The sequence below is a fragment of the Hufsiella arboris genome (genome assembly GCF_009834875.1).
Lineage (GTDB): Bacteria > Bacteroidota > Bacteroidia > Sphingobacteriales > Sphingobacteriaceae > Hufsiella_A > Hufsiella_A arboris.
On sequence record NZ_WVHT01000001.1, the window covers coordinates 446,617 to 466,067 of the forward strand.

Genomic DNA, 19,451 nt, shown 5'->3' on the forward strand with positions numbered 1-19,451 from the left:
GATTAAGTAGACAAATAAAAGAATTATATTTCGTTCGTCCAAAAATATGCTCAAGAAACGTTCGATTTTCCCAAAGCCGGAAGTTGAATGAAGCGATCGTCCGCTTGATGTTTGAACAATACTTCTTTACAAATAAGTTAATTTGATTATCCGCTGTCAGGTGGACTAAATTTATCCGGTTAGATATAAACCCATTAACCTAACAACAAATACAAATATCGTAGTACAAATTTGTGCTTTGGCTGAACAACTATCCGCTAATCAGCAAACTGCTAGCGCTATCTAGTAAATTAACAATCTGTTAGACAGGTTAAAACAAAAAAGCACCAGATTTCTTATGCTTCTTGTTTGGTAGCCCCGGCGGGAATCGAACCCACATCTAGAGTTTAGGAAACGCCTATTCTATCCGTTGAACTACAGGGCCGGATATCTGGTGCAAAGATTTCAAAAATAACGCAATTATTCAATTTTACCCAGCCTTTCTTTCAAGGAAGAATTATTTAATCAGCACTGGTATTCCATCATTTAGATATATCTTAGAGATTTACCTCTTAATCACAAATTAAATGAAACCAGTTTCTATTTGCTTAGCCTCTGCTTTACTAATTGTTGCCTGTAAAAAAAATAAAGAAGGTGCAATAATTGAAACGGAGTCTTGTAAAGTAAATACATTTCAGCCTTTTGTAAGAGACTACGATTCTGGAGTAAAAGAATTCTTTAAATATGATAGTAAAGAACGAATTACAAGAATTGATTATAATAAAGCGAATTCAACATCATTCAAAACAATCAAATATGATAGTGATAAAATCACTACCTATTTTGAAGAACTTCGCCAAAACGGTTATTTAAACACTTTCCGAGATACTGTCTATCTTGATAATAGCGGGCAAATACAGAGACTTTCTGGTCTTTATGACGAGTATTTTTTTGACTACGACGCCAGCGGGTATTTAATTTCAGTAACGATTAAATCCGGCGATGTACCTTATCAAACTGTTACATTTCATTCTTTTAAATACAATAATGGCAACCTTAATAAAATAGAAACAAAGTTTACTACGTATACAACAAAACTTCGTCGTTTACAACCGAAATCGAGTATTCAAATGATGACTTTAATAATGATTTAATTGACGAGTTTTATTTATGGAAGCTCATTAGTGTAGATCTTGTCGGCAACACTTTTCTAGGAAAATATTTCGGCAAGAAATCCAAAAAACTAATTGCTAAAATTAACAGATCTACAAATTATGACCCTTATTTCCGTTTTGACGGAATTACATATTTGCCCATCACACCTCAGGATATTCTGTTTAATTACGAAAAAGATTCAAAATCCAACGTTTTGACTATCAACGAAACAGTAGACGATAGGATGCGGAAATATTCATTCAGCTACGAGTGCCCATAATTATTTAATACCACTTCCGTTATTAAATCCTTCTTCCGGTTTTACAAAAGTTAACTTTCCATCCGAATTTTCGGCCATCAAAATCATTCCCTGTGAAAGGATTCCTTTAATTTCCCTTGGCTCTAGATTGACCAGGATGCTTACCTGTTTACCAATGATATTTTCGGGTTCAAAATATTCCGCGATACCAGAAACAACAGTTCGCTGATCGATCCCGGTATCAATTTTAAGCTTCATCAGCTTTTTTGTTTTAGCCACTTTTTCCGCTTCCAGGATCGTTCCCACACGGATATCCATGCCTGCAAACTCGTCAAAGCTTATATTGGGTTTCGCCGGAGCGACCGAAACCTGCTTTTCAGTTTGTGCGGTAGCATGCTTTTTATCAGCAAGTTTTTGCAATTGCTTTTCAATTACATCGTCCTCGACCTTTTCAAACAATAAACTTACCGCGCCGAGCTGGTGACCGTTCTCAAAGGTCATTTCTTCATCAAACGTTACCACATCTTTTTCAAGGTTCAGCATTCCAAATATCTTTTTTGCAGATACCGGAAGGAACGGCTGCATACAGGTTGCCAGGTGCCCAATGAGGACAACACAATTGTGCAAAGCTTCCCGTGCCGCATCGGGGTCAGATTTAATAGTTTTCCAGGGTTCTTTTTCCGTCAAATATTTATTACCGAGACGGGCGAGATCGATTACGTTTTGCAAAGCCTGGCGGAATCGGTAATCTGAAACGTTTGAATCAAGCTCATCATATATTCGTCCAATTTCGTCGTTTAGGCTCTCGTCTTTCAACATTAATTGCGCTCCTCCTGTTTCAATTTTACCGTCGAAAAACTTATGCATCAAAACCATCACGCGGTTAACAAAATTACCAAGAATGGCAACCAGCTCATTGTTCACCCGCGCCTGGTAATCTTTCCATGTAAACTCACTATCACTGGTTTCCGGCAAAATAGACGTTAATACGTAACGAAGCTCATCCTGCTTGTTTGGTAATTCATCAAGGTATTCATGCAGCCAGACCGCATGATTGCGCGATGTGGAAAGTTTGTCGCCTTCCAAGTTTAAAAATTCATTAGCCGGGATATTTTCCGGTAAAATATAGTCGCCGTGAGCATTCAGGATCGAGGGGAACGTTATGCAATGGAACACGATGTTATCCTTGCCTATGAAGTGAATCAGACATGCATCGTCGTCAGAATTTGCCTGCTTTTTCCAGTATTTTTCCCAGTCTTTACCCTGATCAATTGCCCATTGTTTGGTAGCAGAAATATATCCGATAGGTGCATCCAGCCACACATACAACTTTTTGCCTTTCGCCTCCGCCAGCGGAACATCGATACCCCAGTCAAGGTCGCGTGTCATCGAACGGGGCTGCAGCCCCTGCTTCAGCCATGAACTGCATTGGCCGTAAACGTTGGCTTTCAGGATGTCCTTTTTGCCTTCCAACAACCATTTTTCAAGCCAGGGTTGGTATTTATCCAATGGCAGATACCAGTGCTTGGTTTCCCGCAGAACAGGCGATTTTCCGCTAAGTGTCGATTTTGGGTTAATCAGGTCTGTCGGGTTAAGAGAGCTTCCGCATTTCTCGCACTGGTCGCCATAAGCGTTCTCATTTCCGCAAACAGGGCAGGTTCCAACGATATACCTGTCTGCAAGAAACTGATCGAAGTCCTCATCATAGTATTGTTCCGAGTACTTTTCAATAAACTCACCCTTGTTATACAGGTTCAGGAAAAATTCCTGTGAAAGCTCGTGATGAATCGGTGATGAAGTGCGGTGATAAATATCAAATGAAATACCAAATTTCTCGAAACTGTCTTTTATCTGGGTATGGTACTTATCTATAATTTCCTGCGGAGTTATACCTTCCTTTTTTGCTTTGATAGTTATCGCAGCGCCGTGTTCATCGGATCCGCAAACATACACCACGTCCTTTTTCTTCAACCGGAGAAAGCGCACGAAGATGTCAGCCGGAATATAGGCACCGGCCAGATGACCTATGTGTAAAGGCCCGTTCGCATACGGAAGAGCTGAAGTGATAGTATATCTTTTAAAATTCTTAGTTTCCAAATTATTAGAGGGGATATTCTTTAATTTGCAAAGATAAACATAGATATGAGATCCGAAATTATCGGATCAGTTTGAACATGATAACACCTCCTTATTTACAAAAAGGCGATAAAATAGCAATTACTTGTCCGGCAAAAAGTCTTCCCCATCCGATTGATGATGCTGTAAGCTTATTGGAGTCATGGGGTTTGGAAGTTGTTCTGGGTAAAACGGTTGGAGCAAGTTTTCACCAATATGCCGGAACCGATGATTTAAGAACACACGATTTCCAGCGCTTTTTAGACGATCCGGAAATTAAAGCGATCATTGCTGCGCGTGGAGGTTATGGTTCCATCCGCATAATTGACCGACTGGACTTTTCATCTTACATTAAGCAGCCAAAATGGATCGCCGGGTTCAGCGATATTACCGTGCTTCATAGTCATGTTCATGCCAATTTTGAAATCGCAACGATACATGGCCAAATGCCTTTAAATGTTCCGGATGCGACAGGCACGTCGTTAGTAACACTTAAAAAAGCACTTTTTGGTGAAAACATAGGGTATTCTGTAAGTACATCACCGCTAAATAAACCCGGATACGGCGAGGGAATTCTTATTGGCGGGAATCTAACGCTATTAACCATGTTAAGTGGCTCTGTTTCAGAAATGAATTTCGACGGAAAAATTCTTTTCATCGAAGATGTCGGTGAATACTTATATTCTATCGACCGGATGTTGTGGAATTTGAAACGGTCAGGGAAATTAGCCCGGTTAGCCGGTTTAATTGTCGGAGCTTTTACCGATAGCAAAGACAACGATATTCCCTTCGGAAAAACACCTCAGCAAATCATTCATGAACATGTAAAGGATTATGAGTATCCGGTTTGTTTTGATTTCCCTGCTGGCCATATTTCCGACAACCATGCTTTGATATTAGGGAAAATAGTAAATTTAACAGTTAACTTAACCGAAACATCACTTAAATACAGCTAATGGCGGCATTATCTAAATTAGGAAACTATAAAAACACGGGCCTGTTAATAATCCGTATTGGACTGGGAATCATGTTTATTTATCATGGTTACCCTAAATTACTCGGCGGCCCGGATAAGTGGACGGCAATTGGAGGATCTATGAAGAACATACACATTGACTTCCTCCCGGTTTTTTGGGGCTTAATGGCTGCAGTGACCGAAACATTCGGCGGATTTTTGCTTTTAATCGGTCTTTTTTTCAGGCCGGTTTGTTTATTGCTAACATTTGTGATGCTTATCGCATGCCTTAACCACCTGGCCTCCGGCGATGGTTTGTCAGGCGCTTCACATGCTATTGAAGCGGGTATTGTTTTTCTTGGCCTGACCTTCGTTGGCCCGGGAAAATACAGTGTAGACAAAAAATGATATGAATCGGCCCGTCGTAATCGGCCTTTTACTGCTTGCGAAAATTTGTTCGGCACAAAATAAAACTTCGCCGGCCGATTTGGATGGCGCGCAGGCAATCAGCTTAAATAAAACCTATCATTTCGACAAATCTCCTGCGGGATTTGGAAATATCCAGGAGTTTCCTTTAAATCAAACACGAAGCAATATCTATTTTGAAAAAGAAAGAAATACCATATGGTTTTCTATATCGATTCCGATTAGTGGCACGCTAACATTTGAAATTAGCCCAAAAAATATCAACGACGATTATGACTGGATGCTTTTCAATTATACCCCTTTGCTGAAATCGCAAATCAGTAACGGAACCGCAAAGCCCGTAAGAACCAATAACGCACGAAACAATAAAAGTTCAGCGAGTAAAACCGGGCTAAAAGAAGGAATTAGAAATTTGTTTGAAAATCCCGGACCTGGAAAAAGTTTCTCTAAACCACTGGAAGTGAAAAGCGGTGAGAGGCTTGCCTTATTGGTTGACAATATTTATGATTTGGGCGATGGCTTCGACATAACTGTCAATCTCAAGCCGTCTTTCAGTTTGACCGGTCAATTAATTGGTTCTGTTAAATCAAAGTTGTCCGGTCTACCATTAAAAGCAGATGTAACATTAGAAGACGACTCGACCGGATTTGTGCTGAGCAAAGCTAAAACAGATTCCAGGGGCAACTATAGAATCAGCGCACCACTCGCCAGACCTTTAAACGTTATTGCAGATAGCAAAAGGTATATTTTTGCTTCAGACAAGGTCATGCTGGATACCGTTGACACAAAAACCGTTAATCTGTTGCTTGATACAATAGCGGCCGGCAGCAAAATGGTTCTGTTTAACATTCACTTTTTGCCAAACAGCAATGAAATTTTGCCAAATTCAGAAACAGAACTTATACGCCTGAAGAACTTTCTTCAAACTAAACCCGAATGGGAAGTAAAACTCACCGGCCATACCAACAACAACGTTTTTGCCGATAACAAGTACCTGCAAAAACTCTCTTTTGAAAGGGCTGTAGCCGTGAAACAATATCTCGTCCGTAATGCGATTCCTGAGACAAGGATCACCTGCCTAGGTGTAGGTGGAAAAACGCCGTTAATCCAAACAAAAGATCCGGTAGCAGGAATGAAGAACTTGAGGGTAGAGGTCGAGTTAGAACGGAAATGACACTAAAAAGAAGAGCCCTGGAACATAGTTCCAAGGCTCATAATTAAATCACCGGTAAACCCTTAGAGTGATTTATTATTTTGAATTTCTCCTGAAGATATCGGCCATATATATGCTGGCGACGTAGATTCCACAGCAGGAGCAGCTCCTTTAGCAGGAAACGGCAGATTTAGCCGGGTAATGTCAAACGATCGAAAGCCCTCGCCTAGTAGTTCTAATCTCTTTTCTGTTGAAATGGTGATTAACAAAGTAGCTGGCGTGCTCGTCTCAGCTGCAGAAAAAGTATATGCAGGATCAGATCTATGTCTAACTGCATTCAACAGCGCTGTTGCCCTAACAACATCACCAGTACGGACCGACGCCTCAGCAAGGTTAAGTAATACTTCAGCGTATCGAATTACTGGGACATAATCGGTATAAGGTGACGGCTTTTTGAATTTTGTAAGGAAGAATTTCGTTTTACTTATGCCCACAAAACCCTTCCTGGCATCTAATGACGTAGCACCGCTTAAAGCCGGATTAGAATAAATTCCGTTCGCAGCAGTGTTGAAATAATATTCCTCATTGCCACCCCCTGCTGCAACATTATAATAATAGGCAAGTTGATTCTGAGTTCCCGGTGCGCTAAGATCGGTCATTGGCAATGATAATATTGCTTCCGATCCGACATAAGATCCTTCGAAGACCGCGGAAATTTTTGCCTCAAGAGTATTTATATTGCCTGTTGCGGCAGTAAAAGGTGCAGCAGCACTTACAATCTTATTTGCTTCAGTAACAACCTGCGCATAATTTCCCTGCGCAAGATAAACCCTTGTTTTCAGAGCTATAGCGGCATTCCGATGAGCTCGAGTTGGAATAGCTGTCAAAGGGAGATCAGCTTCAGCCTCATTTAGATCTTTAAGGATCTGTGTATAAATTTCGGCGACAGTACTTCGCTTAAGATCGTTGTTTTCAGCAGTCAATTCGCCTTTCAGACGAAGAGGAACAGCTGGGCTTGCGCCGTTATCCGCTAAGAATGGTTTAGCATACAATTGAATTAACTCGAAATATGCTAATGCGCGGCAAAACTTAGCTTCTGCAGTATATTGTTTCGCTAAATCGGCGCTAACAGAATTGGGATTGGCTACTAACCCATCGATAAGTAAATTCGCACGATTGATTGCTGTATATGCTGCGGACCATAAGTTCACAACCTCATTGGTATTAGAGTTTACGTTAAAGCGCCAGGTATCAAGCCCGGTCACCCCATTGCTTAAATTATTAATAAACTCCTCTCCTCTGATATCCATGTAAATCTGATATCTTCCGCCGAGGAACTGACCGCTTTTCAAACCATTATAAACGCTATTTACTTGTGATTCAACGCGCGCCGGAGTAGCGAATGCATCGGCTTGCGCAAGTTGGGTTTTAGGCGTAATATCCAAAAAATCCTTCTTACACGACATCTCCATAAATAAGGGTAAAATGGCGATGCTTCCTATTACAATTTTATTTAAATTATTCTTTTTCATTTTCATAGTTCCATTAAAAACCAACATTGAGACCAAACGTGAAAACTCTTCCTGATGGTGTAGCATTTCTGTCAACACTTGGAGCAAGGTTTCCGCTGTTACCACTTGCGGTTGCGTTACCGTTTACTGATACTTCAGGATCCGGTCCTGGATATTTTGTTATTATTACCAAATTGGTGGCCTGCGCATACACTCTTACAGAACTTAAGCCCTTTGCTGGTAATAAGCTTTTAGGAAAGCTATAGCCGAAAGCAATATTTCTAAGCTTAAGAAAGTCTCCGCTGAAAACGTTTTGTGATTCTGGAAGTGCAGATCCGTTAGAAGTATTATCACCATAAACCACTTTCGGGATATCGGTAACCTGGCCTGGTGTAGTCCACCTGTCTAACATTCCAACTTCATTGTTCCAGAAACGTTGGTCACGAAGTCCGGCGAGCGTTCCGTAATAAACCTTGTTGCCGCCTGAAAAGGTTATTCCAAGATTCATGTCAAATGCTTTATAACGGAAGTTATTGTCAAAACCGCCATACCAGGTTGGAATTGCATTACCTGTAATTTTTCCATCGAGTGTTGCATCAATCGCAGGAGCGACGGCACCTGCATTTGCACCTTCTAAATATAACCATCTGGAAGCTGTGGGACGTGCGAAACTGAATCGCACTTTATCTCCGTTCCTGTTAATAAATATACGCTCGCCAGTAGCAGGGTCAACGCCCGCTGTCGGAACTGTAAAAATTGATCCTAAAGAATAGCCTACACGTGTAATATTTGCAGTCTCAAGCCCACTTGGTCCAAATAAATCAGCATTGTTGTTTGCCAAAGCTGTAACCCTATTTTTATTAGTGCTAAATGAAAGAGTTGAAGACCATGTGAAAGAACCTTTACGGATATTGGTCGAATTTACCGAGAATTCGAATCCTTGGTTGTACATTGAACCAATGTTCGCTGCAATCGAGTTATTAGGAATACCTTTCGATGGAGATTGTGGTGAATTTAATATGAGGCCATCAATATTGTTACGATAATAATCCGCATCAAAATTAATACGACCATCCAGAAAGCCAATAGTTAAGCCACCATCATACTTTTTACTGGTTTCCCATTTTAGATTCGGATTGCCGGCTTGGTTAAATGCCAGCGCAGCACTTGTTCCATACAATCCTGGGTTATATAAATAAAGTGCCGCAAAATCGCTTAAACCAGCGTTACCAACCTTACCAAAACTTCCCCGGATTTTCAACATGCTAACGAGCTTGCTTATTCCCGAATTTTTGAAAAAGTTTTCCTCAGAAATAGCCCATCCGGCAGATGCACCCCCGAAATTACCATACTTGTTTCCTTCTGCTAATGCCGATAAGCCGTCGCGACGGAAACTTCCGCTGATAAAATATCTCTTTTTATAATCGTAATTAAGATTGGTAAAAAACGATCTGAAAGAGTTTTCGCCCTGTACAAGGTTTGCGGGAACGATTGTTCCATATGATCCCTGGAAAACATCAATAAAAGGGTCAATTACATTTGAACGCTGCGCGCCCCAACCATCAACTGATGTATGTTGTTCTTCGTAACCAACATATGCGTTGATACTATGATCCTTTCCGATGGTTCCATTGTAGGATAAAGTATTAAACCAATCCCACCTCTTACTTTTTACAGTTCCATTAGTTGAAATACCGTTAGATGCATATCCGTCACCATTTATACGGTTGTTAAAGCCAATACTTTCTACATTTAAATTATTTAAACCGTAGTTCGTTTTAAATGTAAGTCCTTTTAATATCTCATATTGGCCGTAAAGCGTTGCAATTAAGTTGTTATTTTCAGAAGTAAACTTATCCTCATTAACCAATACTGCGGCATTTGGATAGCTCGGCGCCACAGCTGAGCTGTTTGCACCATAACCAATTGCTGATCCGGATACGTTATAAGAACCATCGGCGTTATATGCGGCAACGTTAGGTGGCAATACTATTGCCAAACGTCCTAAACCGCCAGTGTTAAAAGCCTGTCCAGGAAGCGATCCTGTCGAAGGTGCCTGGTTAAAACTATTGCTAAAATTGAAATTCGTTCCAACTTTGATTTTATCTGTAATGTTATGATCAAGATTAGCCCGGCCGATCATACGTTTATAGTCGTTTTTCCGGATAATACCTTGCTGATCTGTATAACCTACCGAGATATAATAGCTGGTTGAGGATGAAGCACCCGCAAAGTTTAAATTGTGGTTTTGCGAAACACCTGTACGATAAGCGAAATCGTACCAGTCAGTATTTAATGTGCTGCCGTCGTCTAGCTTCTGCAGTGCAAATGCCTGACTTTGGCCGGCGTTAGTCCGCGCTTCGTTTTTAAGTGTCACATATTGTTCGGCATTAAGAAGTTCGGGAAGCCGTTGAGTATTTGAGATACCAACCCAGCCGTCGTAATTTACTTTTACTTTCCCCTGCGTTCCTTTTTTCGTGGTTATTACCACTACTCCGTTTGCAGCTCTTGAACCATAAATAGCTGTCGAAGCTGCATCCTTTAGAATATCAATAGATTGAATATCTTCAGGGTTAATATCACCCAGCGGATTACTTGGCGCATTTGTCTGAGATTGATCTCCTGTAAATACCGGCAAGCCATCCACAACAATTAACGGGTAAGAACCAAGAGAAATTGAATTGAATCCTCTTACTCTGAAGACAGGAGGATTATTCAATACACCATTGGGCTGTATTACGCTAACGCCGGTCGCTTTACCCTGTAAAGCCTGCTCGAAGCTCTGTACAGGTTGGTTTCTTAATTTTTCACCACTTACACTGGCAACAGATCCGGTAACGTCTCTTCTCGACTGAGTGCCGTAGCCTGTCACGATAACCTCGCCAAGTTGCTTTGCATCACCTCCTAATTCAACATTTAGAATACTTCCTTTTACCGCAACGGTTTGAGCTGTATAACCGATGTAAGAAAATGTCAATGACTCCTGACCACGCGGCAAAGTGATCGAAAATTTACCATCCGCATTTGTCTGGGTGCCGGTTTTGGTGCCTTTAATTACGACGCTGACTCCAGGCAGTGGAGTTCCGTCAGCCTGGTCGGTAACAGTTCCTGTTATCACACGCTCCTGGGCAAAAGCTTGTGACAGCAAAATGCTCATAAAAAGCATTAAGCTTTGTAAAATTCTTTTCATACGCTAATCTTATTTTTGTTTGAATCGTAAATATGAAATTAAGAAAATGCAAATCCAAGTTTTTTTTAATAGTTTTTTACAATACGATGCAACATTTTGTATTAGTAAAAATAAAAAGGGCCAATATTTAAAATATTGACCCTTTTTCGAATTTACACCTTAGTTAATTACCTGGAATGATTCTTTCACATCCTCTTTTTATCATTTGATACACCGGATCAAATAATTTGTGATCATAATAAGGGTCTGGTACAACTTCCGTATCTAATAATAACTTTACTTTTTCCTCATCAGCCATGTTTCTGGCGAGATTTAGCACGTCTGCCAGATTACTCTTATCCATCACGTATATCCTGTCGTAGTAATCGAAATCGCTAACGCGGAACTGGCGACAGCACTGCTTGGAAATATCTACGCCATATTTCTTTGCTATAGCAATAGACCGGGAATCCGGAGCTTCCCCAATATGCCAATTTCCTGTACCGGCCGAATCCACCTCCCAGTTTAAGCCATGCTTTTCAACAAGACTTTCCATAATACCATGCGCCAACGGTGAGCGGCATATGTTCCCCAGGCAAACCATTAAGATTTTCATCCTAAGCGAAAATCTGGTTCAGGATTGCGGCTAAATGAACCCCGCCTTTTAGTAATTGCCTGTTCAACGTTTCCACATAGTCAAAATTGTAGCGGTAACTTAACTTATCTCCATCCTTTACTCCTTTATAAATTTTGTCAGCTTCAAGACTCGAATCATAAAGCCATTTACTCACATTGACTTTTTTCCATTCTTTTAGTTGGAGCTGGGTCGGGAAATTTATGGCCTTTACATACTCTGTGTAACTTAACTGCTGGTATTCAATTAACCCTGAATCCCAAACCGAATGAAGATTGCTTGGCTGGCCAAACCAGGTAACTTTGATATCGTTTCCGCCTTTATCTTCTGTGTGACCTGTATGCATTGGCTGATGAATATCGCCTACGATATGGATTACTAATCGCAGATACATTACTTTTTTATCCTGGGGAAGATTTTTCTTTTTTAATTCTGCCACCAGGAAATTAAGCTTCGTATAGGCGTCTGTAGCAGTATCCCTTTGTAAATACTGTTGCATTTCAGGGTACGAGTACTGCTTGTCGAAATCAACATAGTGCCAGGGACTCAGGTAACTGTAAGCTTTATCAGATTTAATAAAGTCGGGCCAGTTGCTTGCCATTGCCATAGATTCATTGCCCAGGATTTGCTTTATCTGCAAGCGTGCTTTGTCTGTCAGGTAGCTTTCTGCAATTTGTCCCACGATGCGATGGCCCAGCATGCCCCAGGCCATAGATTTTGATGGTACGTAAAATAATGTGACGATTAGGATTAGCTTAAAAATTCTTTTTTTCATATTCATTCTATTGGTTTAGGATCACAGGTAATCCTTTTTTTTAAAATTAGCGAAACAGGAACGTGACTTTGAGCGCTTTGAAATGAAAGTGTGTCGCCATCATTTTTTATTATATGCAAGGCATCCAAATATTGCCCGATCCGGTAGCAACCGGTTATTTTTTGTTTCCAGTTGGGTTTTGTAAAGGTTCCGTTGAGGTATACGGTATCGTGGCTTGCAGCATAAGTTCCCCTGGCGTATTCTTTCCAGATACCCTCGTTAAAACACTGATCTTCATAACGATTGTGTTTTCCGTGTGTTACAAAACTTGCATAAAATGAATCACAGGTAAAGGTATAGCTAGTTTCCGTATACTCCATAAGCTGCTCCTTATAAGGTATTGTTTGCTGAACCCAAATCCCCTGCAATGCCTGGTCACCTCTTCCCTGAACGTTTTTATTGAACGTACAAGCCTGTGTTGCTCCTAGCAATACAAACAGCAAAAAAGGAAACTTCCCTAACTTATCTAACGGCTTCATAAACCCGGTGCCTGTTTGAAATGTATGTACTATTTCAAACCTCCGATCATATCTTCCGGCTTTACCCATTGGTCAAACTGCTCGCTGGTAAGCAGTCCAAGTTCAACGGCGACTTCACGTAATGATTTATTTTGCTTATGGGCTGTTTTAGCGATTTTAGCAGCATTTTCATACCCTATATGCGGATTAAGAGCTGTTACAAGCATTAACGAATTTTCAACATGCTTCTTAATACCTTCGTAATTAGGCTCGATACCTACGGCACAATGATCGTTAAATGAAACACAAGCATCGCCTAACAAGCGCGCCGACTGGAGAAAGTTTGCCGCCATAACCGGCTTAAACACGTTCAATTCGTAATGGCCGTTTGATCCACCGATGGAAATGGTCACGTCATTACCCATAACCTGGGCAGCGACCATTGTCATCGCCTCATTTTGCGTAGGGTTTACTTTCCCGGGCATGATCGACGAGCCGGGTTCATTTTCCGGGATAAAAATCTCGCCGATTCCTGAACGTGGGCCAGATGCAAGCATCCTGATATCGTTGGCAATTTTCATTAACGAAACGGCAAGTTGCTTTAAGGCGCCGTGGGTTTCAACGATGGCATCGTGAGATGCAAGCGCTTCAAATTTATTTTCGGCTGTACGGAATGGCAACGCAGTGAACTGAGCAATATATTCTGCAACTTTCACGTCATAACCTTTTGGTGTGTTAATTCCGGTTCCAACGGCGGTTCCCCCAAGAGCAAGTTCTGATAAATGATCAAGCGTATTGCGCAGTGCCTTTAATCCGTGATTAAGTTGTGAGACATATCCTGAAAACTCCTGGCCAAGTGTTAGCGGAGTTGCATCCATTAAATGAGTACGGCCAATTTTAACTACGTCTTTAAATGCATCGGATTTGGCTTTTAAAGTGTCTCTTAATTTTTCAACGCCTGGGATTGTGGTGCCGATGACCATCTTATATGCAGCGATATGCATAGCAGTTGGATACGTGTCGTTAGACGATTGCGACTTGTTTACATCATCATTTGGATGGATAAACGTTTTGCCCTCACCAAGCTTATCTCCCTGCAGAACATGCGAACGGTTTGCAACGACCTCGTTTACATTCATGTTTGACTGGGTTCCGGAACCTGTCTGCCAGATCACGAGAGGGAATTCTTCCGCTAAGCCGCCTGCCAGAATTTCGTCACAAACCTGGGCGATTAAATCCCGCTTTTCTGCCGGCAACACGCCACAGTCTGTATTTGTATAAGCCGCCGCCTTTTTAAGATAAGCGAAAGCTTCTATAATCTCTTTAGGCATCGAAGCCTCGGGCCCTATTTTAAAGTTATTACGTGATCTTTCTGTCTGTGCGCCCCAGTATTTATCGGCTGGTACCTGCACTTCTCCCATAGTATCGTGTTCAATTCTGTAAGCCATTGTTCATCGTTTAATTATGCGCAAAGTTATATTATTCTGTACAAGCAGGAAAGTCTTTGTCGAACCTGTTACATTGGCGTTTAGTCACTGAAAACACGGATTAATTTCACCCGAATATTGTTTAAAACTCTTTTTATATGACCAAGCAATAATTTCTATTTTCAGCCTTTCTTTTATGAGGCCGAGATATGACGCGTATTTTAAAATCCATTCTACCTATTTGTTTGCTAATCAGCATGTTCACAGCATGTCAAAATAATTCAAAACAAGACACAAATTTTGCAAGGAAACCAACCGACGACAAAACTGACAGTTTATTGCTGGTTTACGATCCTGCGAAAGCCGATCAACGCATTGATGCGTTTATGAAAGAACTCCATCGCACCCGTGCTTTTAACGGCAATGTACTGGTAGCCAAAAAGGGCAAAATATTATATGAAAATGCTATCGGCTGGGCCGATTATCTGCATCGCGACAGTTTGAAACTTGGCTCACAATTCGAGCTTGCTTCTGTATCAAAAACCATGACCGCCACAGCCATACTCATGCTGATGGAACGTGGAAAGCTAAAACTCGACCAAAATGTAAAGGACTTTTTCCCGGATTTTCCATATGATGGTATAACTATAAAGCTTCTTTTAACGCACCGCTCGGGGCTGATGAACTATGTTTATTTCGTAGATAACATCTGGAAGAAAAACCACAAAGATGAGCGCAAAGGCATCACTAATATGGATGTAATGAATCTGATAGCCGAATATAAACCGGCACCTTACACACAGCCAAACCGCGTTTTTCACTACAATAATTCCAATTTCATGATTTTGGGAGCTATCATCGAAAAGGTGACAGGAAAATCCTATGCTGAATTTATGAAGGAAAACGTTTTTAATCCAGCAGGAATGAAACACACCGCGGTCTATTCTAAAGCCGTTTATGACAAAATACCGGTTGATGTTGTTGGTCACGATCGCGGACAATGGAGGTATTCTGTTGTTCAAAACTTTTTAGACGGGCCGGTTGGCGATAAAGGCGTTTATAGCACGGTCAACGATCTGTATCTTTTTGATCACGCGCTAAAAACAGGCAGGCTATTAAAACAGCAAACTCTTGATTCTGCTTATACCGGACACAATCCGGCCATTCGCGGCCATTTCAACTATGGCTATGGTTGGAGAATATTTGATTCGCCGGGGGAAAAAGTTGTTTATCATACCGGTTGGTGGCATGGTTTCAGACATATCTATCTCCGCGACTTGAAAAATGACGTAACGATTGTACTATTAACTAACCTTTCAAATGGAAGTTTGTTAAAACTCGACGGACTTTTTAACATTGTTGGCATGCCTGTTGTAAGAAAAAGTGCTTATACCGGATCGGGCGAAACGGCCGAAGATTGATTAATGTAACATTTTCACTGTTTCAGCACATTTTCCGATTGGCTAATTTATTTCTTTATTCTTTACAGTAATTTAGATCGCGAACAATGCACCCAGCCACCAAAGGCAATATTATGAGTAAGGTATTTATTATAGATGACGATCCGATACATCAGAGAATTGCCCAGATAATGATTGAAAAGCATGCGATCTTCAACGATTACCGGAGTTTTACCGAGCCGGTAAAAGCGCTTGAATTCCTGGAAGAGAACAAGCATGAAGCGGCCATATTGCCTGACGTTATTTTGCTGGATTTGAATATGCCGGTTTTTGATGGGTGGGATTTTCTTTCAGGCATTGAAAAATTTATAAACCTGCTGCAAAAAAAAGTGAGAATTTTTATCGTCAGTTCGTCGATTGATGAGAAAGATAAGCTCCGTTCTAAAAATTACCCCTTCGTAAACGGCTTTATTTCTAAGCCATTGTCGCCAGATATTATCAGAAGTACGCTCTGAACTTTTCGCCAGGCGGGATGTTTATACATTTGTACAAAATGTAAATATTATGTTCGACAAACTTTTTCAGGCACAACAAAAAGCCGATGAGATAAAAAAGCGGCTGGATGCGATTACTGTAACGGGAACTGCAGAAGGCGGCAAAATAACCGTAACCGCTACTGCAAATAAAACCATTCGATCAATACAGATCGATCCTGATTTTTATGCAAATTCCGATCGCGAAGAACTCGAAGAACTAGTTACCGTAGCTGTTAACAAGGCGATGGAACAGGCCGAAAACATCAGCCAAAGCGAAATGCAGGCTGCAACACGTGATATGTTTGGCGGATTGGAGGGCCTTTTCGGAAATCAATAATTTATGAAAGCAACTTATTATGGACAATCAACCGTTGAGCTCCAACTGGCTGACGGTAAAAAGCTACTATTTGACCCGTTTATAACGCCGAATCCAGCAGCAAAACACATCGATATCTATTCGCTGAAACCTGATTACATCCTGGTTTCACATGCACATGGAGATCATGTTGCCGACCTGATCCCTATTCAAAAAAATTCCGATGCGACCGTCATTTGTATTGCCGATATTACCAGGTGGCTTTCTCAAAATGGCGTTGACAAAGCTGAAGGTATGAATATTGGTGGGTCCCTTAAACTGGATTTCGGAAAGGTGAAAATGGTAAATGCCATTCATTCAAGCGCATTGCCAGATGGTTCATACGGAGGCAACCCGGCGGGTTATGTAATTACCACTAATGAAAAGAAGGTTTATTTCGCGGGTGACACCGCTTTAACAATGGACATGAAGCTGTTGGAAGATGAAAACCTCGATTGGGCTTTCCTTCCGATTGGCGATTATTATACCATGGGCATTGACGATGCGGTCAAGGCTGCGAAATTTATAAACTGCAAAAACATTATCGGGATACATTTCGATACATTTCCTGCTATCAAAATAGATCATGAAGAAGCCCGGAAAAAATTTGCTGATGCCGGCTTAAATTTAGTTTTACCGGAACTCGGCCAAATAATCGAACTTTAAAAAAGAGCCGGAACCGAAATTCCGGCTCTTTTTTTTCTAAGGTTTTTTTACAGCCTTTGTCGACTTAGTTGTAGTGGTCGTTTTTTTATTCTCTTTGTAACGCATATCTGGTGTGCCGTCTTTTTTCTTCGGACCAGCAGTAGTGGTGGTCGAACTCGTTTTATTTTCTTTGTAACGTTTGTCTGGCGTACCGTCGCTTTTTAAATGTGTGGTAGCCGATTTGGTTGTTTTTGTAGTGGTTGTCTTTTTAGCTGGCGTTGTTTGAGCAACAGCGAATAGCGAGCTCATTGAAATTGCTGCTATTGCAACGATTGACATTAATTTTTTCATAATACATTCATTTAATTTATTGATTAAAGCTAGTTTTTGAACATGAAGAACAAATGAATTCTGCCAACCTTAGGATTGTCAGATCATTAAACAGGTAACAGCAAACGATCAACTCTGTTTACATTATCCAGCCATCTATTCAACAATGATTTTTAGCTATTTTATTTTACTCGTTTAAAAGCACGATTCGAATTCTTATATTCCCTTATAATTTTTTAACATGCCAGAGGCAGCAGGCGATAAATCCGCTTTACACTTAATCTGCGGATTACCAGGTTCGGGCAAAAGCACTTTAGCGAAAGAAATAGCGAGAGAATATAATGCCATCAGGTTTTGCCCCGATGAATGGATAAAAACGATCTGGAAAGAAACCGCCGAAACAGAAGGAAACACGTTCAGATCAAACATCGAGCAATTACAATGGGAATTGGCGAAAAGCATTCTTAAGCAAGGAATCGATGTTATTATTGAGTGGGGAACATGGTGGCAGAACGAACGTGAAAAACTGAGGGATGAAGCGAAGTCTGTTGGAGCAATGGTGAGATTTTACTATCTCGATGCACCCCGTGAAGTTTTGCGGGAACGGATACTCGAAAGAAATAAACTGGAACATCCCCGTGAGTTTCACATCCCGGAAAGCGAGATTGATGAATTTCTGGATATCTGTTTTCTTTCGATTGAAATTCCTGGTCAATACGAATTGAGTACTTACGATTTCGTCGATCTCAGGGTCACGCAGCACTCACAGGAATAAAAATTCGGAAAACGATAATCATATTATAACAAAAAGGAGCTCATAAAAAGCTCCTTAGAAAAACGTGTGAATATCACTAACTCGGATGACTATATCACCGTACCGTTTGGAATAACAGCCATCTTTTTTATAACGACGATACCGTCCTGGACAGTATATTTTTCATAATCACCATTTGGAAGATGGGGGCCGCCGTTGATGCGAACATCGCTGCCGATCATACAGTTTTTATCGAGTATGGCATTGTTAATGTAACAGCGGTCGCCGATTCCCATGATCGGTGTTCCCGTTGCTTTCGCTTCTTCAAGCTGTTCCAGGGTTTGATAATAATCGCTTCCCATAATATAACTGCAAATGATGGTTGTTCCACGGCCAATCCTGGTACGGATACCAATAACCGAACGCTCGATACGGCTCGCGTTAATTATGCAGCCTTCAGCGATGATCGTTTTCTCTAACGTAGTGCCGGATATTTTAGAGGGTGGAAGCATTCGTGCCCTCGAATAAATACTGCGCTTATCGAATAAATTAAAGCTCGGTATATCATCAGTCAATCCGAGGTTGGCTTCGAAAAACGATGGTATCGTACCGATATCTGTCCAATATCCATCGTATTGGTAACTGATAACCTTGTAGGTATTTATCGCATCCGGAATAATTTCTTTGCCGAAATCAGTATGCGGATCATTGTTAAGAATGTCGGTCAAAACCTTTTTACCGAAAATATAAATCCCCATCGACGCCTGGTAAACGCGACCCTGCGCCTTCATCTCGTCACCAACTTCTGATGGCCAGTCTTTCAACAGCTCCGATTTGGGCTTTTCAATAAATGAGGTAATATTTTGATTCTCATCCGATTTCATTATGCCGAAACTTGTAGCATCTTTAGCATTAACCGGAATAGTTGCTACAGTAACGTCAGCGCCGGCGTCCTGATGATTCCTTATCATATCATCAAAATCCATCTGGTAAAGCTGATCTCCGGAAAGAATAAGAATGTACTCATATTCAAACGGTTCCAGGTGCCTCATTGACTGCCTGACGGCATCGGCGGTTCCTTGGTACCAGGTTGTATTGTGCGGCGTTTGTTCTGCGGCCAGAATGTCAACAAAAGCACTGCTAAAAACGTTAAAGTGATACGTGTTTTTAATGTGCTTGTTTAATGACGCCGAATTAAACTGCGTTAAGACAAATATTCGGTCAATGCCCGAATTAAGACAATTTGAAATAGGAATGTCAACCAAACGATAGTTCCCGGCTATGGGAACTGCTGGCTTTGAGCGGGTTGCTGTAAGCGGATGCAGGCGGGTGCCGGCACCACCGCCCAGTATCACGGCAATAACTTTTGACGTCAT

The 19,451-nt window shown here is 41.1% G+C and carries 18 protein-coding genes and 1 tRNA gene; 9 read left to right on the forward strand and 10 right to left on the reverse strand.

What is annotated here, in order from left to right; translation table 11 throughout:
- Positions 1 to 349: 349 nt before the first annotated feature.
- Positions 350 to 424 (reverse strand) — tRNA-Arg (locus GS399_RS01885).
- 142 nt (positions 425 to 566) lie between these two features.
- Between GS399_RS01885 and GS399_RS01890 the strand changes: the two genes are divergently transcribed.
- On the forward strand, positions 567 to 1,133 hold the full coding sequence (locus GS399_RS01890) for a hypothetical protein (RefSeq protein WP_160842877.1): 567 nt from the start codon (positions 567 to 569) through the stop codon (positions 1,131 to 1,133).
- A 281-nt stretch (positions 1,134 to 1,414) separates the two neighbouring features.
- Here the strand turns inward: GS399_RS01890 and metG are convergent, their stop codons facing one another.
- Complete coding sequence (gene metG / locus GS399_RS01895; RefSeq protein ID WP_160842878.1) at positions 1,415 to 3,490, reverse strand: methionine--tRNA ligase; 2,076 nt, start codon at positions 3,488 to 3,490, stop codon at positions 1,415 to 1,417.
- A gap of 77 nt (positions 3,491 to 3,567) precedes the next feature.
- On the opposite strand from metG, the gene GS399_RS01900 reads away from it, so the two are divergent.
- The 3 genes from GS399_RS01900 to GS399_RS01910 are packed head-to-tail and all read left to right on the forward strand — an operon-like array spanning position 3,568 to position 6,063.
- Complete coding sequence (locus GS399_RS01900; RefSeq protein ID WP_160842879.1) at positions 3,568 to 4,464, forward strand: S66 peptidase family protein; 897 nt, start codon at positions 3,568 to 3,570, stop codon at positions 4,462 to 4,464.
- The gene (locus tag GS399_RS01905; protein ID WP_160842880.1) at positions 4,464 to 4,871 is read left to right on the forward strand and encodes a DoxX family protein; all 408 of its coding nucleotides are present in this window, start codon (positions 4,464 to 4,466) and stop codon (positions 4,869 to 4,871) included. The genes GS399_RS01900 and GS399_RS01905 overlap by 1 nt, the downstream gene beginning before the upstream one ends.
- Before the next feature lies 1 nt (position 4,872).
- Positions 4,873 to 6,063, forward strand: coding sequence for an OmpA family protein (locus GS399_RS01910; RefSeq protein WP_160842881.1), 1,191 nt, complete (start codon positions 4,873 to 4,875; stop codon positions 6,061 to 6,063).
- 62 nt (positions 6,064 to 6,125) lie between these two features.
- Here GS399_RS01910 and GS399_RS01915 read toward each other — a convergent pair whose 3' ends face one another.
- The 6 genes from GS399_RS01915 to fumC form a co-directional block, all read right to left on the reverse strand.
- Positions 6,126 to 7,574 carry a RagB/SusD family nutrient uptake outer membrane protein gene (locus GS399_RS01915; protein WP_237487838.1) on the reverse strand — a complete coding sequence of 483 codons (1,449 nt, stop codon included), beginning with the start codon at positions 7,572 to 7,574 and terminating at the stop codon, positions 6,126 to 6,128.
- 13 nt (positions 7,575 to 7,587) lie between these two features.
- Positions 7,588 to 10,743, reverse strand: a complete 3,156-nt coding sequence (locus GS399_RS01920) for a SusC/RagA family TonB-linked outer membrane protein (protein ID WP_160842882.1) — start codon at positions 10,741 to 10,743, stop codon at positions 7,588 to 7,590.
- Positions 10,744 to 10,906: 163 nt separating this feature from the next.
- On the reverse strand, positions 10,907 to 11,338 hold the full coding sequence (locus GS399_RS01925) for a low molecular weight protein-tyrosine-phosphatase (protein ID WP_160842883.1): 432 nt from the start codon (positions 11,336 to 11,338) through the stop codon (positions 10,907 to 10,909).
- Between the two features lies 1 nt (position 11,339).
- A complete protein-coding gene (locus GS399_RS01930; RefSeq protein WP_237487839.1) occupies positions 11,340 to 12,131 on the reverse strand; it encodes a S1/P1 nuclease in 792 nt (263 codons plus the stop codon).
- 2 nt (positions 12,132 to 12,133) lie between these two features.
- Complete coding sequence (locus tag GS399_RS01935; protein ID WP_160842885.1) at positions 12,134 to 12,649, reverse strand: fumarate hydratase; 516 nt, start codon at positions 12,647 to 12,649, stop codon at positions 12,134 to 12,136.
- Between the two features lie 29 nt (positions 12,650 to 12,678).
- Positions 12,679 to 14,076, reverse strand: a complete 1,398-nt coding sequence (fumC, locus tag GS399_RS01940) for a class II fumarate hydratase (RefSeq protein ID WP_160842886.1) — start codon at positions 14,074 to 14,076, stop codon at positions 12,679 to 12,681.
- A 236-nt stretch (positions 14,077 to 14,312) separates the two neighbouring features.
- Between fumC and GS399_RS01945 the strand changes: the two genes are divergently transcribed.
- The 4 genes from GS399_RS01945 (at position 14,313) to GS399_RS01960 (ending at position 17,012) form a co-directional block, all read left to right on the forward strand.
- Positions 14,313 to 15,476 carry a serine hydrolase domain-containing protein gene (locus GS399_RS01945; protein WP_237487840.1) on the forward strand — a complete coding sequence of 388 codons (1,164 nt, stop codon included), beginning with the start codon at positions 14,313 to 14,315 and terminating at the stop codon, positions 15,474 to 15,476.
- A gap of 113 nt (positions 15,477 to 15,589) precedes the next feature.
- Positions 15,590 to 15,970 (forward strand): response regulator, encoded by a 381-nt coding sequence (locus GS399_RS01950; protein WP_160842888.1) that lies wholly within the window; start codon positions 15,590 to 15,592, stop codon positions 15,968 to 15,970.
- A gap of 49 nt (positions 15,971 to 16,019) precedes the next feature.
- Entirely contained in the window at positions 16,020 to 16,328 is a 309-nt protein-coding gene (locus GS399_RS01955; RefSeq protein WP_160842889.1) for a YbaB/EbfC family nucleoid-associated protein, read from the forward strand.
- Between the two features lie 3 nt (positions 16,329 to 16,331).
- Entirely contained in the window at positions 16,332 to 17,012 is a 681-nt protein-coding gene (locus GS399_RS01960; protein ID WP_160842890.1) for a metal-dependent hydrolase, read from the forward strand.
- A 36-nt stretch (positions 17,013 to 17,048) separates the two neighbouring features.
- Here the strand turns inward: GS399_RS01960 and GS399_RS01965 are convergent, their stop codons facing one another.
- Entirely contained in the window at positions 17,049 to 17,342 is a 294-nt protein-coding gene (locus tag GS399_RS01965; RefSeq protein ID WP_160842891.1) for a hypothetical protein, read from the reverse strand.
- A 220-nt stretch (positions 17,343 to 17,562) separates the two neighbouring features.
- On the opposite strand from GS399_RS01965, the gene GS399_RS01970 reads away from it, so the two are divergent.
- Positions 17,563 to 18,096 carry a P-loop nucleotide/nucleoside kinase family protein gene (locus tag GS399_RS01970; protein ID WP_160842892.1) on the forward strand — a complete coding sequence of 178 codons (534 nt, stop codon included), beginning with the start codon at positions 17,563 to 17,565 and terminating at the stop codon, positions 18,094 to 18,096.
- 89 nt (positions 18,097 to 18,185) lie between these two features.
- Here GS399_RS01970 and GS399_RS01975 read toward each other — a convergent pair whose 3' ends face one another.
- Positions 18,186 to 19,451: a glucose-1-phosphate adenylyltransferase gene (locus GS399_RS01975; protein WP_160842893.1), complete on the reverse strand. Its 1,266-nt coding sequence runs from the start codon at positions 19,449 to 19,451 to the stop codon at positions 18,186 to 18,188.

Excerpts from the sequence above, each read along its gene's own strand:
- GS399_RS01890 (WP_160842877.1), top strand. The coding sequence starts at position 567 with ATGAAACCAGTTTCTATTTGCTTAGCCTCTGCTTTACTAATTGTTGCC.
- GS399_RS01900 (WP_160842879.1), top strand. The coding sequence starts at position 3,568 with ATGATAACACCTCCTTATTTACAAAAAGGCGATAAAATAGCAATTACT.
- GS399_RS01905 (WP_160842880.1), top strand. The coding sequence starts at position 4,464 with ATGGCGGCATTATCTAAATTAGGAAACTATAAAAACACGGGCCTGTTA.
- GS399_RS01910 (WP_160842881.1), top strand. The coding sequence starts at position 4,873 with ATGAATCGGCCCGTCGTAATCGGCCTTTTACTGCTTGCGAAAATTTGT.
- GS399_RS01915 (WP_237487838.1), bottom strand. The coding sequence starts at position 7,574 with ATGAAAAAGAATAATTTAAATAAAATTGTAATAGGAAGCATCGCCATT.
- GS399_RS01920 (WP_160842882.1), bottom strand. The coding sequence starts at position 10,743 with ATGAAAAGAATTTTACAAAGCTTAATGCTTTTTATGAGCATTTTGCTG.
- GS399_RS01925 (WP_160842883.1), bottom strand. The coding sequence starts at position 11,338 with ATGAAAATCTTAATGGTTTGCCTGGGGAACATATGCCGCTCACCGTTG.
- GS399_RS01930 (WP_237487839.1), bottom strand. The coding sequence starts at position 12,131 with ATGAAAAAAAGAATTTTTAAGCTAATCCTAATCGTCACATTATTTTAC.
- GS399_RS01935 (WP_160842885.1), bottom strand. The coding sequence starts at position 12,649 with ATGAAGCCGTTAGATAAGTTAGGGAAGTTTCCTTTTTTGCTGTTTGTA.
- fumC (WP_160842886.1), bottom strand. The coding sequence starts at position 14,076 with ATGGCTTACAGAATTGAACACGATACTATGGGAGAAGTGCAGGTACCA.
- GS399_RS01945 (WP_237487840.1), top strand. The coding sequence starts at position 14,313 with ATGTTCACAGCATGTCAAAATAATTCAAAACAAGACACAAATTTTGCA.
- GS399_RS01950 (WP_160842888.1), top strand. The coding sequence starts at position 15,590 with ATGAGTAAGGTATTTATTATAGATGACGATCCGATACATCAGAGAATT.
- GS399_RS01955 (WP_160842889.1), top strand. The coding sequence starts at position 16,020 with ATGTTCGACAAACTTTTTCAGGCACAACAAAAAGCCGATGAGATAAAA.
- GS399_RS01960 (WP_160842890.1), top strand. The coding sequence starts at position 16,332 with ATGAAAGCAACTTATTATGGACAATCAACCGTTGAGCTCCAACTGGCT.
- GS399_RS01965 (WP_160842891.1), bottom strand. The coding sequence starts at position 17,342 with ATGAAAAAATTAATGTCAATCGTTGCAATAGCAGCAATTTCAATGAGC.
- GS399_RS01970 (WP_160842892.1), top strand. The coding sequence starts at position 17,563 with ATGCCAGAGGCAGCAGGCGATAAATCCGCTTTACACTTAATCTGCGGA.
- GS399_RS01975 (WP_160842893.1), bottom strand. The coding sequence starts at position 19,451 with ATGACGTCAAAAGTTATTGCCGTGATACTGGGCGGTGGTGCCGGCACC.